Annotated in this window: 17 protein-coding genes; 8 read left to right on the top strand and 9 right to left on the bottom strand. The window is 56.6% G+C overall.

The window, feature by feature from the left end:
* The first annotated feature begins 26 nt into the window (after positions 1 to 26).
* Positions 27 to 557: a disulfide bond formation protein DsbB gene (gene dsbB, locus SK51_RS13735; RefSeq protein ID WP_032622423.1), complete on the top strand. Its 531-nt coding sequence runs from the start codon at positions 27 to 29 to the stop codon at positions 555 to 557.
* A 99-nt stretch (positions 558 to 656) separates the two neighbouring features.
* On the opposite strand, the gene SK51_RS13730 is transcribed toward dsbB, so the two are convergent.
* The 3 genes from SK51_RS13730 to SK51_RS13720 all read right to left on the bottom strand — a co-directional run bounded on the left by SK51_RS13730 (position 657) and on the right by SK51_RS13720 (position 2,173).
* Positions 657 to 1,097: a YcgN family cysteine cluster protein gene (locus tag SK51_RS13730; protein ID WP_022648432.1), complete on the bottom strand. Its 441-nt coding sequence runs from the start codon at positions 1,095 to 1,097 to the stop codon at positions 657 to 659.
* Positions 1,098 to 1,190: 93 nt separating this feature from the next.
* Positions 1,191 to 1,850 (bottom strand): fumarylacetoacetate hydrolase family protein, encoded by a 660-nt coding sequence (locus tag SK51_RS13725; RefSeq protein ID WP_022648433.1) that lies wholly within the window; start codon positions 1,848 to 1,850, stop codon positions 1,191 to 1,193.
* A gap of 47 nt (positions 1,851 to 1,897) precedes the next feature.
* Positions 1,898 to 2,173: a YcgL domain-containing protein gene (locus SK51_RS13720; protein ID WP_006810982.1), complete on the bottom strand. Its 276-nt coding sequence runs from the start codon at positions 2,171 to 2,173 to the stop codon at positions 1,898 to 1,900.
* Between the two features lie 123 nt (positions 2,174 to 2,296).
* Between SK51_RS13720 and minC the strand changes: the two genes are divergently transcribed.
* Genes minC through minE form a run of 3 tightly spaced genes read left to right on the top strand, consistent with a single transcriptional unit; the run spans position 2,297 to position 4,109 of the window.
* Positions 2,297 to 3,004 carry a septum site-determining protein MinC gene (gene minC, locus SK51_RS13715; protein WP_015570311.1) on the top strand — a complete coding sequence of 236 codons (708 nt, stop codon included), beginning with the start codon at positions 2,297 to 2,299 and terminating at the stop codon, positions 3,002 to 3,004.
* Positions 3,005 to 3,026: 22 nt separating this feature from the next.
* A complete protein-coding gene (gene minD / locus SK51_RS13710; protein ID WP_003859938.1) occupies positions 3,027 to 3,839 on the top strand; it encodes a septum site-determining protein MinD in 813 nt (270 codons plus the stop codon).
* 3 nt (positions 3,840 to 3,842) lie between these two features.
* Positions 3,843 to 4,109 (top strand): cell division topological specificity factor MinE, encoded by a 267-nt coding sequence (gene minE, locus SK51_RS13705; protein ID WP_003859937.1) that lies wholly within the window; start codon positions 3,843 to 3,845, stop codon positions 4,107 to 4,109.
* A gap of 86 nt (positions 4,110 to 4,195) precedes the next feature.
* On the opposite strand, the gene rnd is transcribed toward minE, so the two are convergent.
* The 5 genes from rnd to SK51_RS13680 form a co-directional block, all read right to left on the bottom strand.
* Positions 4,196 to 5,311, bottom strand: coding sequence for a ribonuclease D (rnd, locus tag SK51_RS13700; RefSeq protein WP_123059168.1), 1,116 nt, complete (start codon positions 5,309 to 5,311; stop codon positions 4,196 to 4,198).
* A gap of 83 nt (positions 5,312 to 5,394) precedes the next feature.
* Positions 5,395 to 7,080, bottom strand: a complete 1,686-nt coding sequence (gene fadD / locus SK51_RS13695; protein WP_074132809.1) for a long-chain-fatty-acid--CoA ligase FadD — start codon at positions 7,078 to 7,080, stop codon at positions 5,395 to 5,397.
* Positions 7,081 to 7,283: 203 nt separating this feature from the next.
* The gene (locus SK51_RS13690; RefSeq protein ID WP_023306470.1) at positions 7,284 to 7,865 is read right to left on the bottom strand and encodes a Slp family lipoprotein; all 582 of its coding nucleotides are present in this window, start codon (positions 7,863 to 7,865) and stop codon (positions 7,284 to 7,286) included.
* A 37-nt stretch (positions 7,866 to 7,902) separates the two neighbouring features.
* Positions 7,903 to 8,598: a tRNA (adenosine(37)-N6)-threonylcarbamoyltransferase complex dimerization subunit type 1 TsaB gene (gene tsaB, locus SK51_RS13685; RefSeq protein WP_023300348.1), complete on the bottom strand. Its 696-nt coding sequence runs from the start codon at positions 8,596 to 8,598 to the stop codon at positions 7,903 to 7,905.
* 66 nt (positions 8,599 to 8,664) lie between these two features.
* Entirely contained in the window at positions 8,665 to 10,575 is a 1,911-nt protein-coding gene (locus SK51_RS13680; RefSeq protein ID WP_023303884.1) for a DNA repair helicase YoaA, read from the bottom strand.
* A gap of 133 nt (positions 10,576 to 10,708) precedes the next feature.
* Here SK51_RS13680 and SK51_RS13675 point away from each other — a divergent pair, with 133 nt between their 5' ends.
* On the top strand, positions 10,709 to 11,053 hold the full coding sequence (locus SK51_RS13675; protein WP_022648440.1) for a RidA family protein: 345 nt from the start codon (positions 10,709 to 10,711) through the stop codon (positions 11,051 to 11,053).
* 6 nt (positions 11,054 to 11,059) lie between these two features.
* Here SK51_RS13675 and SK51_RS13670 read toward each other — a convergent pair whose 3' ends face one another.
* Positions 11,060 to 11,239 (bottom strand): YoaH family protein, encoded by a 180-nt coding sequence (locus SK51_RS13670; RefSeq protein WP_022648441.1) that lies wholly within the window; start codon positions 11,237 to 11,239, stop codon positions 11,060 to 11,062.
* Between the two features lie 61 nt (positions 11,240 to 11,300).
* On the opposite strand from SK51_RS13670, the gene pabB reads away from it, so the two are divergent.
* From pabB to sdaA, 3 genes are all read left to right on the top strand, one after another.
* The gene (pabB, locus tag SK51_RS13665) at positions 11,301 to 12,635 is read left to right on the top strand and encodes an aminodeoxychorismate synthase component 1 (RefSeq protein WP_048206769.1); all 1,335 of its coding nucleotides are present in this window, start codon (positions 11,301 to 11,303) and stop codon (positions 12,633 to 12,635) included.
* Positions 12,632 to 13,210 (top strand): CoA pyrophosphatase, encoded by a 579-nt coding sequence (locus SK51_RS13660; RefSeq protein WP_022648443.1) that lies wholly within the window; start codon positions 12,632 to 12,634, stop codon positions 13,208 to 13,210. The genes pabB and SK51_RS13660 overlap by 4 nt, the downstream gene beginning before the upstream one ends.
* 184 nt (positions 13,211 to 13,394) lie before the next feature.
* Positions 13,395 to 14,759: an L-serine ammonia-lyase gene (sdaA, locus tag SK51_RS13655; RefSeq protein WP_022648444.1), complete on the top strand. Its 1,365-nt coding sequence runs from the start codon at positions 13,395 to 13,397 to the stop codon at positions 14,757 to 14,759.
* The last annotated feature ends 94 nt before the right edge of the window (positions 14,760 to 14,853 follow it).

Here is a 14,853-nt window from a genome sequence, read left to right as displayed (position 1 = left end):
TCTAAGCATGTTCCAGGGAAATGATTATGTTGCGATTTTTGAACCAGTGCTCACGCGGTCGCGGAGCGTGGTTGTTGATGGCCCTGACCGCCTTTGCGCTGGAAATGGTCGCGCTGTGGTTTCAGCATGTGATGGGGCTGAAACCTTGCGTCCTGTGTATTTATGAGCGTTGTGCGCTGTTCGGCATTATGGGCGCAGGTCTGGTAGGTGCGATTGCACCTAAAACACCGTTACGCTATGCCGCAATTGCCATCTGGCTGTACAGCGCCGGGAAAGGGATTGCGCTTGCCTGGGAGCACACCCAGATGCAGCTTCACCCGTCGCCGTTTATGACCTGCGACTTTGCGGCCCGCTTCCCGAGCTGGCTGCCGCTGGATAAATGGCTGCCGCAGGTGTTTGTGGCCTCCGGTGACTGCTCTGTACGCCAGTGGGAGTTTCTGACGCTGGAGATGCCGCAGTGGCTGGTGGGCATTTTTGTCGCCTACTTCGTGGTAGCGCTGCTGGTGCTGATTGCCCAGCCGTTCAAGCCAAAGAAACGCGATCTTTTTGGAAGGTAAAAGCAAAACGGCAACGTCAGTTTTGTAGGTCGGGTAAGCGCAGCGCCACCCGACAAAATTGCGCACAATAAAAAACCCGCCTCGGCGGGTTTTTTATTATCACCGATTAGGGTGATTCATAATGTGGTCTTCCCAGTCCTGCACCTCGGACTCTTTCACCGCAATGTGGCGCACGGAAATACGTTCGCCGTGCATCGCCGCCTTCGACCCCGTCAACAGCGGATGCCATGTGGGCAGATCTTTACCTTCTGCCAGCAGGCGATACGCGCAGGTATGCGGCAGCCACTCAAAGGTCGGCAGATTTTCACGAGTTAACTTGATGCAGTCCGGCTCATAGTCGAAACGGCGCTCGTAGTTGCGGCACTGGCAGGTTTTGATGTTTAACTGCTTGCAGGCTACGTTGGTGAAATAGATCTCATCCGAATCTTCATCCATCAGCTTATGCAGGCAGCACTGCCCACAGCCGTCACACAACGATTCCCACTCCGCGTCGGTCATGTCGTCGAGAGTTTTGCTTTGCCAGAAAGGAATGTCGTTCATCGGGATGTCCACACGTCAAAATAGAGCGCACCTTATAACGAGTCTGGCACGTTGATGCAAGTTTTGCCGCCCTTTTCAGGCGGCAAGGTGCTTTTACAGCACGCGAGTTTTCAGCGACAGGCCGTTAAAACTGACGTCCAGCTCGTCGCCACTGTGCAGCGGCCCCACACCTTCCGGAGTGCCGGTAAGGATCACGTCGCCGGGTTTCAGGGTGAAGAAGCGGCTCATGTAGGCAATCAGCGGAACGATCTTATGGATCATGTCAGCGGTCGTCCCCTGCTGGCGGATCTCGCCGTTGACCTTCAGGCTGAGGGGCGTATTCTGCGGATCGTCGGTAAATTCACTCACCGGAACGAAACCGGAAATCGGGCATGAATTGTCAAAGCCCTTGGCTTTTTCCCACGGCTGCCCCGCTTTCTTCATTTTGCTCTGGACGTCGCGCAGGGTCAGGTCGAGCGCGACACCGTAACCCGCAATCGCTTTCTCTACATGCTCTTCGGTCGCCTGGCGCAGCGTCGCGCCGATCAGCACCGCCAGCTCCACTTCATGATGCACCGAGCCCAGCCCCTGCGGCAGAACCAGCGGCTGGCGAATATCGCACAGTGCAGTTTCTGGCTTAATAAACAGAACCGGCTCATCCGGCACGGCGCTGCCCATCTCCTGAATATGTTTTGCATAGTTGCTGCCCACGCAGATCACTTTGCTGACGGGATAATCCAGTAATGCACCTTGCCAGTTATGATGTTGATACATGGTCGACCCCTAATCGGTTGATGAGTTGTTCCCGGAATGACCCGGGCTTATTTCTTTCCGCTCACCTCAAGATGCTGTTTTAATAAATTCTCCGGTGGCGGCGGAAGCTGTAAATAATAGCCCTGCTCGGTTAACGCCTTTTTGACTTTCTCCAGATCGGCGTTCACCAGCTTCTTACGGCCGTCCAGCGGCAGCAGCATCGCCAGTTGCGGTCGGCCAAAGCTTTTCATTAATTCCTCAGGCACGCGGGAAAAATCGTCTTTCTTTTCGACATAAAGGTAGGTCTGGTCGCGGCTGGTACTTCTGTAGATCACACAAAACATGTTTTTACTCTGAATTAATGGGTGGTTGCTTGCCTCAATATACTCCTGACTATAACATGCCTGATACTCTTCGGAATATCGCGGCGATGTGTTGCGGTTAATAGCAAATTGAGTAAGGCCAGGATGTCAAATACGCCCATCGAGCTTAAAGGCAGTAGCTTCACCTTATCAGTGGTTCATTTGCATGATGCAAAACCCGAGGTTATTCGTCAGGCGTTAGAAGACAAAATCGCGCAGGCTCCCGCTTTTCTTAAGCATGCTCCTGTTGTCGTTAATGTAAGCGACCTTGAGGGGCCGGTTAACTGGAAGCGACTCCAGCAGGCCGTCGTCTCCACGGGGTTGCGCATCGTGGGTATTAGCGGCTGCAAAGACGCAGAGTTAAAAGCCGAAATTGAACGCGCGGGTTTGCCCTTGTTGAACGAGGGCAAAGAAAAAGCCCCGCGTGCAACGCCTGCAACCGTTCCCGCTCCCCCGCCTCCGGCGCAAAATGTAGCCCCAGTCACAAAAACGCGATTGATTGATCTGCCGGTTCGTTCCGGTCAGCGCATTTATGCGCCAAACTGTGATCTGATTGTTACAAGCCACGTCAGTGCGGGCGCAGAACTGATTGCAGACGGCAATATTCACGTTTACGGTATGATGCGTGGGCGTGCGCTTGCGGGCGCCAGCGGCGATCGAGAAGCACAAATTTTTTGTACTCACCTGACGGCAGAATTGGTGTCTATCGCAGGTGAATATTGGCTGAGCGATAAAATCCCAGCCGAATTTTATGGCAAAGCGGCTCGTCTGCAGCTGGCAGATAACGCTTTGACCGTTCAACCGTTAAATTGATCCCTTTTAACAAGGAATTTCTATGGCACGCATTATTGTTGTGACTTCGGGTAAAGGAGGCGTTGGCAAGACCACCTCCAGCGCGGCCATCGCTACTGGTTTGGCCCAGAAGGGAAAGAAAACCGTCGTAATCGACTTCGATATCGGTCTGCGTAACCTGGACCTGATCATGGGTTGCGAGCGTCGCGTGGTGTATGACTTCGTGAACGTCATTCAGGGCGATGCCACGCTTAACCAGGCGCTAATTAAAGATAAGCGTACCGAGAACCTCTACATTCTCCCGGCGTCCCAGACCCGTGATAAAGACGCGCTGACCCGTGAAGGCGTGGAAAAGGTGCTCGACGATCTGAAAAAGATGGAGTTCGACTTCGTGGTCTGCGACTCCCCGGCCGGTATCGAAACCGGCGCGCTGATGGCGCTCTACTTCGCGGATGAAGCCATCATCACTACTAACCCGGAAGTCTCGTCAGTACGTGACTCCGACCGTATTCTCGGCATTCTGGCCTCGAAATCTCGTCGCGCGGAAAATGGCCAGGAGCCGATCAAAGAGCACCTTCTGCTGACCCGCTACAACCCGGGTCGGGTGAACAAAGGTGACATGCTGAGCATGGAAGACGTGCTGGAGATCCTGCGCATCAAACTGGTTGGCGTGATCCCGGAAGATCAGTCCGTGTTGCGCGCCTCTAACCAGGGCGAGCCCGTGATCCTGGATACACAGGCAGACGCGGGTAAAGCGTATGCGGATACCGTTGACCGTCTGCTGGGAGAAGAACGTCCTTTCCGCTTCATTGAAGAAGAGAAGAAAGGTTTCCTCAAACGCCTGTTCGGAGGATAAGTTATGGCATTACTGGACTTTTTTCTCTCGCGGAAAAAAAGCACCGCCAACATCGCAAAAGAACGTCTGCAAATCATTGTGGCGGAACGTCGTCGTAGCGACGCCGAACCGCACTACCTGCCGCAGCTGCGCAAAGACATTCTGGAAGTGATCTGCAAATACGTGCAGATTGACCCGGAAATGGTCACCGTTCAGCTGGAGCAAAAAGACGGGGATATTTCGATTCTGGAGCTGAACGTGACGCTTCCGGAAGCGGAAGAGTCGCGTTAATCCGTTTGTGGTTTTGTAGGCCGGGCAAGCATCGTACCGCCCGGCAATTTCCCCGGTGGCGCGGCGCTTACCGGGGCTACAATTCTTTAGCGCGGATACCCTTCCAGCAGGGTATTCAGGCGTTCAGCCATCAGTTCCCCCCGCCATCCGGCGACCAGTTCAGGTAAACCATTTTGCGGTTTCAGCTTCCAGTGCCAGTTCAGCAGCTGGTTAATCTGACGACGTGAAGCCAGCAGTTCGGCACTCAGTTTGCTTTCCCCCGCCACCGTCTGCACCAGCGCTTTGATATCTTTGAACGCCTTGCGGTAGCCCGGCATATCCATCAGGTTAAGCAGTGGTTCTGGCAGTGCGTCCTCCGGCAGCTGCTGAGCTTTCTCTACCAGCGCGAGCAGCGTTTTACCGTGGAAACGGATCTCACTCCCGGAAAGGCCAATGCTGTCCAGTTCGCCAAGGCTACCCGGCATATAGCGCGCTACCGCCCACAGGTGTTCTTCACGCACCACGAAGTTAACCGCCAGATCGCGCTCACGTGCTTTACGCAGCCGCCAGTCAGCCAGCAGTTGCAGACAGGCCAGTTGACGGGTGCGCAGCTGCCAGGCGTTAGTGATGTCACGCCAGGCCTCTTTCGGATCAACCACTTCCTGACGACGCTGCTGCGTCATGCGGCACTCGTCCAGGGCGGCAGACAGCCAACCGGACGCCTCAGCCTCTTTCATAAGCTGGCCAGCAATCGGCAGCAGGTAGAATACATCTGCCGCGGCGTATTCAAGCTGACGCGCCGTCAGCGGGCGCGCGAGCCAGTCGGTACGCGATTCGCTCTTATCCAGCGTCAGACCGGTGTACTCTTCCACCATCGCCGCGAAGCCCCAGGAGAGCGGACGACCGCTGAACGCCGCGAGGATCTGGGTATCAATCAGCGGCTGCGGCATGATGCCAAAGGTGTTGAGAAAGACTTCCAGATCTTCACTGCCGGCGTGCAGATATTTGGTCACGGCGGTATCAAGCAACAGCTCGCGCATTGGCGCCCAGTCGGTAATGCCGAGGGGGTCAATCAACGACACGTGTTTGCCGTCATACATCTGGATCAGGCCCAGTTGCGGGTAGTACGTGCGGGTACGGACAAATTCCGTATCCAGGGCGATAGCGGGGAAATCACGCGTCACCTCGCACAGCGAAGCCAGCTCGTCGTTGGTAGTGATCATCTGGTAATTCAAATCGGACTCTCTTTTGTTTGCGCCCATAAAAAACGCCGGCTTAACCGGCGTCTGGGCGATTAACGTGAAGCTCAGGCCTTATTGTCCACTTTGGCACGGGCTTCGTCACGTAATTCTCGTCGTAATATCTTCCCGACGTTGGATTTCGGCAGCTCATCGCGGAATTCCACCAGCTTCGGCACTTTATAGCCCGTCAGCTGCCGGCGACAAAACGTTATCAGCGCTTCCTCGGTAAGAGAAGGATCTTTCTTGACCACAAATATCTTCACCGCTTCACCACTGCTGCCGGAAGGAACCCCCACCGCTGCCACCTCCAGCACGCCGCTGTGCTGCATCACCACGTCTTCGATTTCGTTCGGATAGACGTTGAAACCGGAAACGAGGATCATGTCTTTCTTGCGATCGACGATACGCAGAAAACCTTCGTCATCCATCACCGCGATGTCGCCGGTGTACAGCCAGCCGTCTTTGATGATCTCATCCGTGGCATCTGGGCGCTGCCAGTAGCCCAGCATCACCTGCGGCCCTCTGACGCACAGCTCGCCCGGTTCGCCGTGAGGCACTTCGTTACCCTCATCGTCCACCAGTTTAGCTTCCGTCGACGGGACCGGCAGACCGATACTGCCGCTGTGGTAGTCGATGTCATGCGGGTTGACGCTGACCAGCGGGGCGCACTCCGTCAGACCATAGCCTTCCAGCAGATACTGTCCGGTGAGTTTTACCCAGCGCTCGGCAACCGCCTGCTGAACCGGCATCCCGCCGCCCGCAGAAAGATGCAGCGTGGAGAAATCGAGCTGCTGGAACTCTTTATTGTTAAGCAGCGCGTTAAACAGGGTGTTCACGCCGGTCATGGCGGTGAACGGGTATTTCGCCAGCTCTTTAACCAGCCCCGGAATGTCGCGCGGGTTGGTGATCAATACGTTTTGACCGCCAAGCTCGATAAACAGCAGGCAGTTCATGGTCAGCGCAAAAATGTGATACAGCGGAAGCGCGGTGATCACAAGCTCCTTGCCCGGGTGCAGCAGTGGCCCGTAGGTGGCGTTCACCTGTTCAAGGTTCGCCAGCATATTACGATGGGTCAGCATCGCCCCTTTAGCCACGCCGGTGGTACCGCCGGTGTATTGCAGGAACGCCAGATCTTCTGACACGATCTCCGGCTTAACGTACTGCATCCGGTAGCCCGCATGCAGCGCGCGGCGGAAGGAGATGGCATCCGGCAGGTGGTATTTCGGCACCAGCCGCTTAACGTATTTCACGACAAAGTTGACCAGCGTACCTTTCGCGGTAGAGAGCTGGTCGCCCATGCGCGTCAGGATGACGTGCTTAACCTGGGTTCTTTCAGCGACTTTTTCCAGCGTGTGGGCAAAGTTGGAGACAATCACAATCGCCGCCGCACCGCTGTCATTCAACTGATGTTCCAGCTCGCGCGGGGTATAGAGCGGGTTAACGTTAACCACGATCATCCCCGCCCTGAGGATCCCGAACAGCGCCACCGGGTATTGCAGCAGGTTTGGCATCATCAGCGCGACGCGGTCCCCTTTCTGCAAGCCCAACCCTTCCTGTAAATAGGCCGCAAACGCCCGGCTGCGCTCTTCCAGCTTACGGAAAGTCATCACTTCGCCCATATTCACAAATGCGGGCTGGTCAGCGTAGCGCCGTACCGAGTGTTCAAATAATTCAATCAGGGATTGATAACGGTCAGGATTGATCTCCGCAGGGACATCCGCGGGATAACGGTTAAGCCAAACCTTTTTCAATGCATCACCTCTGAAATGAGTGTTCGTCGTCATCACAGCCCCGATAATAAACAGTTTGTTAACATTATATTAACTCAGCGTACCAGTTTATTAATTGTTCAGATTGCAGGTTGCGAAGCGCGTCACTCTTTTTTTTCGTTTTATCCGTAAAAAAACAGAGACAGCGGCTGAGCCGCTGTCTCTTTCCTAATAATAACAGTAACTTATTCAGTTACGATTGTTTGAACCTGTGCAGGGCCTGGATTGTACCAACCCCAGCCACCGTAGCCGTAACGATACGGATGTGGACCCCACATCCACGGATCGATTGGCTGTGGCGGCATCACCACCTGCTGGGTGATACGCCAGCGTTTGTAACCGTTCACCTGCATGGTCATAAATTTGTATGGTGTATTGCCGATTTTCCCCGCCACTGAACCGGTAATCGGACCGACGACGGTCACCAGCTGCCCGCGGAAATCTACCGGATCGAGGAAGCCGCTGACGTCAGCGTAGATCCGCCCGCGCGAGGCTTCACCCAGAACAGGCCGTGCGCCGCTGTCCAGTGGAACGGTGGCAATCTCCAGCCGGGTTTTCCCCTGCTGGTTTAGCACTTCAACCACCTTGCCGCCAAAGCGCGCTTCCTGCCCGACATACAGCTCCGGAGCATTCATCACGCGTACCAGATCCTGCTGTGGCGTCGGGCTGGTGCCCTTGATCGCATCAGGAACGGTGACGCACCCGCTCAGTGCTATGGCAACCGCGCCTGCCATAAAAAAGCGTACAACTTTAGTCTGAACCGCCATGATGCGACTCCTTTTTCTCAGTTCCTGTTACTGAGATTCACTCGCGGCCAGGAAGTTTCTTCCATGCGACGGTGTTTCGTAAATAAACCGGCTCGGCGTGTTCAACGGCCACGGTTTTTCCTGCGGCAAGCTGCTGACAGGCAACAGGCAACATATCTTCGGCGGCAGGCAGGAGCATGTTACCATCCACCAGCGTAAGGCCGGTGTCCTTCGCCATCTCAGGCCATGCCGGCCAGCCGGTTCCGACCGTCGCCCACTCACCGGTGAGCTGTTTCAGGCGCTCGGTGACGGCTTCAGGTTTAAGCACGGCTTCCGACTCTTCGCCGTGCCAGACGCCGTTTTCGTCACGGGTGTACTCCGCCCAGTAGACTTCACCCATGCGGGCATCAATCGCGGCCAGCACGCGGCTGGCACCGGTCATGCGCCAGGCACCCTGAGCCATAGTCGCAAGCGTTGAAACGCCGATCATCGGCAGGTCAGCGCCCAGCGCCAGCCCCTGCGCAATGCCAATCCCGATACGTACGCCCGTAAAGCTGCCCGGACCACGGCCGTAGGCCAGCGCGTCGAGGTCAGTCAGGGCGGTGTTGCCCTCGGTTAAAATGGTTTTTACCAGGGGCAGAATACGTTGGGTGTGTTCCCGTGGGCACTCTTCGAAATGAGCAAAAGTCGTACCGTCGTTCCACAGGGCAACGGAACAGGCCTCTGTCGCGGTATCAATAGCCAGAATTCGCATCAGTCGTCGCGCTCTCGCAATGGTCAGTCACAAAATGGCGCGCATCTTAACACACTCCGGGAAGAATTACTCCGCCGTCGGGTTCGCCAGGAAGCGGACCGCGCGTTTAATATCCCGTGTGCGCGGCGCAGGCGGCAGGCTGGCGAGGAAGGTGGCGCCGTAGGGACGCATCACCAGGCGATTGTCGCAGATCACCAGCACTCCGCGGTCGGTGACGTCGCGTATCAGTCGCCCTACCCCCTGTTTAAGCGTGATAACCGCGTCCGGCAACTGGACGTCGTCGAACGGATCGCCCCCGCGCAGACGGCAGTCCTCCATGCGTGCTTTCAGGAGCGGATCGTCCGGCGATGTGAATGGCAGCTTATCGATAATCACCAGCGAGAGCGTATCGCCGCGCACGTCCACCCCTTCCCAGAAGCTGCTGGTCGCCACCAACAGGGCATTACCGGCGCTGACAAACTGCTGGAGCAGCTGGCCTTTGCTGGTTTCCCCCTGCAACAGCACCGGCAACGTCATGGTCGCGCGGAACTGCTCGGCCAGATCGCGCATCATGGCGTGAGAGGTGCAGAGCATAAAGCAGCGTCCGTTGTTGGCCTCAATCATCGGCTTTAGCATGGCCGCCAGATGGCGCGCCGCCCCTGGCTGGTTAGGCAGCGGCAGATTGCGTGGCACGCACAGCAGCGCCTGTTTCTCATAGTCGAACGGGCTTGGGAGGAGTAAGGATTCAGCCTGCTCAATGCCGAGACGCTCGGTAAAGTGGTGCAGATCGTCGTTGACCGACAGCGTGGCCGAGGTAAAGACCCAGGTGCCGGGCTTTTGCGCCATCACCTCTTTGAATTTATCGGCAACGGTCAGCGGCGTGAGCGCCAGGGTGAAGTGGCGCGAGGTACATTCATACCAGTAGCTGTAGCCCGGCTGGTTGATCTCTTTCAGCCGCTTCAGCCGCCCACGGTAGAGCGTGGCCCGCTCGAAGGCGGCGTCCAGCAGCGCTGAACGTCCGAGGGATAGCTTCGCCACGTCGTAACAGAGTTCAAGGGCATCATCGAGCAGCAGCAGCGCGCGCTGGATATTTTTGTCCGCGAGCAGTTCGCGCAGGTTGCCGCGATAGCCCGGCTCGCCAAGCTGTAAGCGGAAATCCTGTGCGCATTGCGCCAGGCGGTCCGCGCACTTCTGCAACTGCTGGGTATCTTTGAGCTCGGTGCGATAGGCAATGGTAATATCTTTCGCCAGATCCTGAAGCTGACGGCTGGAGAGCGACTGGCCAAAATACTGGCTGGCGATGTCCGGTAGCTGATGGGCTTCATCGAAGATCATCACCTCCGCCTCCGGGATTAGCTCGCCGAAACCACTGTCCTTGACCACCATATCCGCAAGAAACAGGTGATGGTTCACCACCACCACGTCGGCGTCCATCGCCGTTTTACGCGCTTTCACCACAAAGCAGTCTTTATACAGCGGGCAGTCGCTGCCGAGGCAGTTGTCGTTGGTGCTGGTCACCAGCGGCCAGGCCGGGGAGTCTTCCGGCACGCTCGCGCAGGTGCTGATGTCCCCCTCCTCCGTCTGGTTGGCCCAGGCGCGCAGGACGATCACATCGCTGAGTGTTTGTACCGGCAGGTCACCGCCCGCCAGTGCCTGCTGTTCGAGACGCTCCAGACACAGATAGTTAGAACGCCCTTTCAGCAAGGCCAGACGCCCTTTGTATTTCAGCGCTTTCGCCACCGTGGGTAAATCGCGGCTGTAGAGCTGATCCTGGAGCGCTTTTGATCCCGTAGAGATGATCACCTTTTTTTTCGCCCGCAGCGCAGGAGCGAGGTAAGCGTAGGTTTTCCCCGTACCGGTGCCGGCCTCCACAACCAGCGGCTGCGCCTTGTCGATGGCGTGCGCGACGGCATGCGCCATCTGACGTTGAGGTTCGCGCGGTTTAAAACCGGGAATTGCCTGTGCTAACTGACCTTCAGGGGAAAAATCGTCTGCCACGGTGTTCTCTCACTGTATTTTTGCACAGGGATTATGTCAGCCCCTTCTCTCCGGTGCCACCCCAAATAGTGACGACGGCGGAACAATATGGCAGTCTTGCCGCCTGACGATGAAAGATAACGAGGATACGTTTATGACAATTACGCGCATTGATGCCGAAGCCCGCTGGTCTGATGTGGTGATCCACAACCAGACGCTGTACTACACCGGTGTCCCTGCCAATCTGGACGCCGACGCCTTCGAGCAAACCGCTAACACCCTGGCGCAGATCGACGCCGTACTGGAAAAACAGGGCAGCGATAAATCCCGCATACTGGACGCGACGATTTTCCTGGCGAATAAAGACGACTTCGCGGAGATGAATAAAGCCTGGGATGCGTGGGTAGTGGCGGGTCACGCGCCTGTACGCTGCACCGTACAGGCCACGCTGATGAAACCGGAGTATAAGGTGGAGATTAAGATTATCGCGGCAGTTTAAGCCCGGTTATTCATCTTCATCTTCAAATCGCGCCACAATCCGTTCGCCGGTATGACTGGCGCGAATTTCCTGAGCGACGACGGTGATCGCTTCTCCGCTGCTCATACCCTGGCCCATCAGTTCCTGAATCCGCTCTACCGCTTTCTGCTGTTGGTCATGGCTGAGAGAAGGTAAACCTGCAAACATCGTTAACTCCTGCTAAATTATTCGCGCTAATTATTTCACGCTACCCGGTAGTATGCCATACATGAACATGCGCTTCCCCACTGTTATGACCTTACCCTGGCGTGCAGACGCCGCCGAGTTCTGGTTTGCCCGTCTGAGCCACCTTCCTTTTGCCATGCTGCTGCACTCCGGGCATGCGGTTCACCCCTACAGCCGCTTTGATATTCTGGTGGCCGACCCGGTTAAAACGCTGACTACCGATGCGCTGTCACCCACGGACGATCCGCTGATGCGGCTTCAGAACGAGATCCATGCTCTGGGCTTATCTGCCACACCGGATCCGGATCTGCCTTTCCAGGGGGGCGCGCTGGGCCTGTTTGGTTACGATCTGGGTCGCCGTTTCGAAAAGCTGCCCGAGCATGCACTGGCGGATATTTCCCTGCCGGATATGGCGGTGGGGCTGTATGACTGGGCGCTAATCGTGGATCACCGTAAGCAGACGGTTTCCCTGCTTAGCCACCGAGACGTGCAGGCGCGTCTGGCCTGGCTTGAGGCGCAACGGCCCGCCACAGCGGAACACTTTATGCTGACCTCCGGCTGGCACTCGAACATGAGCGCGGCGGAATATGCGGAAAAATTCTCTCGCGTGCAGGCGTATCTTCACAGCGGCGACTGTTATCAGGTCAACCTTGCCCAGCGTTTCCAGGCGGCGTACCGGGGAGACGAATGGCAGGCATTTACCCGCCTCAATGCCAGCAATAAGGCCCCGTTTAGCGCATTTTTACGCCTTGAACACGGCGCCATCCTCAGCCTTTCGCCTGAGCGTTTTATTCATCTGGCTGACGGTATTATTCAGACCCGCCCGATCAAGGGCACCCTGCCGCGCCTTGCCGATGCTAACGCCGACCGCCAGCAGGCGGAGACGCTGGCGGCCTCGCCGAAAGATCGCGCTGAAAACCTGATGATTGTCGATCTGATGCGCAATGATATTGGCCGCGTCGCCGAGCCGGGCAGCGTGCGCGTGCCGGAGCTGTTCGTTGTGGAACCTTTCCCGGCGGTACATCATCTGGTCAGTACTATCACTGCACGCCTGCCGGCCTCGCGGACCGCCTGCGATCTGCTCCGCGCCGCGTTTCCGGGCGGCTCCATCACCGGCGCGCCGAAGGTCCGCGCGATGGAGATTATCGACGAACTGGAACCGCATCGCCGCAACGCCTGGTGCGGCAGCATCGGCTATGTGAGCCTGTGCGGAACCATGGATACCAGCATCACTATTCGCACCCTGACGGCCTGCGACGGTAACCTTTACTGTTCCGCAGGCGGCGGCATTGTAGCCGACAGCCAGGCCGGGGCGGAATATCAGGAAACCTTTGATAAAGTGAATCGTATCCTGAAACAACTGGAGAACTCACGGTGAAGAAAGACAACCTGACGCTGGATGATTTTCTGTCGCGTTTTCAGCTTCTGCGGCCCCAGGTTAACCGCGCCGCGCTGAATCAACGTCAGGCGGCGGTACTGATCCCGGTCGTGCGTCGTGAACAGCCGGGTCTGTTGCTTACCCAGCGCTCACCGCATATGCGAAAACACGCCGGTCAGGTTGCGTTTCCGGGCGGCGCGGTGGACAGCACCGATGCTTCCCTGATTGCCGCCGCGCTGCGCGAAGCGCATGAGGAGGTGGCGATCCCCCCGGAGGCGGTCGAGGTAATTGGCGTGCTGCCGCCAGTGGACAGCGTAACCGGTTTTCAGGTCACGCCGGTCGTCGGCATTATTCCGCCCGATCTTCAGTATCACGCCAGCGTCGATGAAGTTTCAGCGGTGTTCGAAATGCCGCTTGAAGAGGCCCTTCGTCTGGGCCGCTATCATCCTCTGGATATTCACCGCCGCGGGCACGATCATCGGGTCTGGCTGTCATGGTATCAGCATTATTTTGTCTGGGGCATGACGGCAGGCATCATTCGTGAGCTTGCGCTACAAATCGGCCTGAAGCCTTGACTATACTTTACATTCCACCCTTTTCTGGCAGGTTTGCGATCGGCGTCGCGCTATTAGCTAAACCATCGATAACCATTAGTTTAATTCATGTGAATAGTTAAGCCGAGGTTAGTGTTCCCTCTTACACTATGCGCAGTTATAACATCGTTACTGGAACCCCAGTAACCCTGTCAGGAGTGTGAAAGTGATTAGTATATTCGACATGTTCAAAGTGGGGATTGGTCCATCTTCTTCCCACACTGTAGGGCCGATGAAGGCCGGTAAACAGTTCGTCGATGATCTGGTCGAAAAAGGATTACTGGAAAGCGTTACCCGTGTCGCCGTAGACGTTTACGGTTCACTGTCATTAACGGGTAAAGGCCACCACACCGATATCGCCATTATTATGGGTCTGGCGGGCAATATGCCGGACACAGTTGATATTGATGCCATTCCGGCATTTATCCGCGACGTGGAAACGCGCGGTCGTCTGCTGCTGGCTAACGGTCAGCACGAAGTGGACTTCCCGCAGGATGACGGGATGCGTTTTCGTAGCGACAACCTGCCGCTGCATGAAAACGGTATGACCATCCACGCCTGGAGCGGCGAAAAAGAGATCTACAGTAAAACCTACTACTCCATCGGCGGCGGCTTTATCGTTGACGAAGAACACTTTGGCAAAGAGAGCGCGGGCGATGTGAATGTGCCCTATCCGTTTAAATCTGCCACCGAGATGTTGGCCTATTGCAAAGAGACCGGTCTCTCCCTCTCCGGCATGGTGATGCAGAACGAACTGGCGCTGCACAGCAAGAAAGAGATCGAAGACTATTTTGCTAACGTGTGGCAAACCATGCGCGCCTGTATTGACCGCGGGATGAACACCGAGGGGGTTCTGCCTGGGCCACTGCGTGTACCACGTCGTGCCTCTGCGCTTCGCCGTATGCTGGTCACCACCGACAAATTCTCCAATGATCCAATGAATGTGGTTGACTGGGTGAACATGTTTGCGCTGGCGGTTAACGAAGAGAACGCAGCGGGTGGTCGCGTGGTGACGGCGCCAACCAACGGCGCGTGCGGTATCGTTCCTGCGGTGCTGGCCTACTACGATCACTTTATTGAGCCCGTGACACCGGAGATCTATATCCGTTATTTCCTCGCGGCAGGCGCTATCGGCGCGCTGTACAAGATGAATGCCTCCATCTCCGGTGCCGAAGTAGGCTGTCAGGGTGAAGTGGGCGTGGCCTGCTCTATGGCGGCGGCCGGTCTGGCGGAACTGCTGGGCGCAAGCCCTGAGCAGGTGTGTGTGGCGGCGGAAATCGGCATGGAGCACAACCTCGGTCTGACCTGTGACCCGGTTGCCGGCCAGGTGCAAGTACCGTGCATTGAGCGTAACGCCATCGCCTCCGTCAAAGCGATCAACGCCTCGCGTATGGCGATGCGCCGTACCAGCGAGCCACGCGTGTCACTGGATAAGGTTATTGAAACCATGTACGAAACCGGCAAGGACATGAACGCGAAGTACCGTGAGACTTCGCGCGGCGGTCTGGCCATTAAGGTGCAGTGCGACTAAACCTTCCTTTTCGCCCATCTGCAACAGATGGGCGAATTTTCCCACCGCCTCTCGTCGCTTCATGTATTCCCCACTACACTGTCACTGTTGCGTC

Source organism: Enterobacter sp. MGH85, from assembly GCF_001037655.1.
GTDB lineage: Bacteria > Pseudomonadota > Gammaproteobacteria > Enterobacterales > Enterobacteriaceae > Enterobacter > Enterobacter intestinihominis.
Note: the sequence above shows the minus strand (reverse complement) of the source record. Positions and strands in the feature narration are given on the sequence as shown.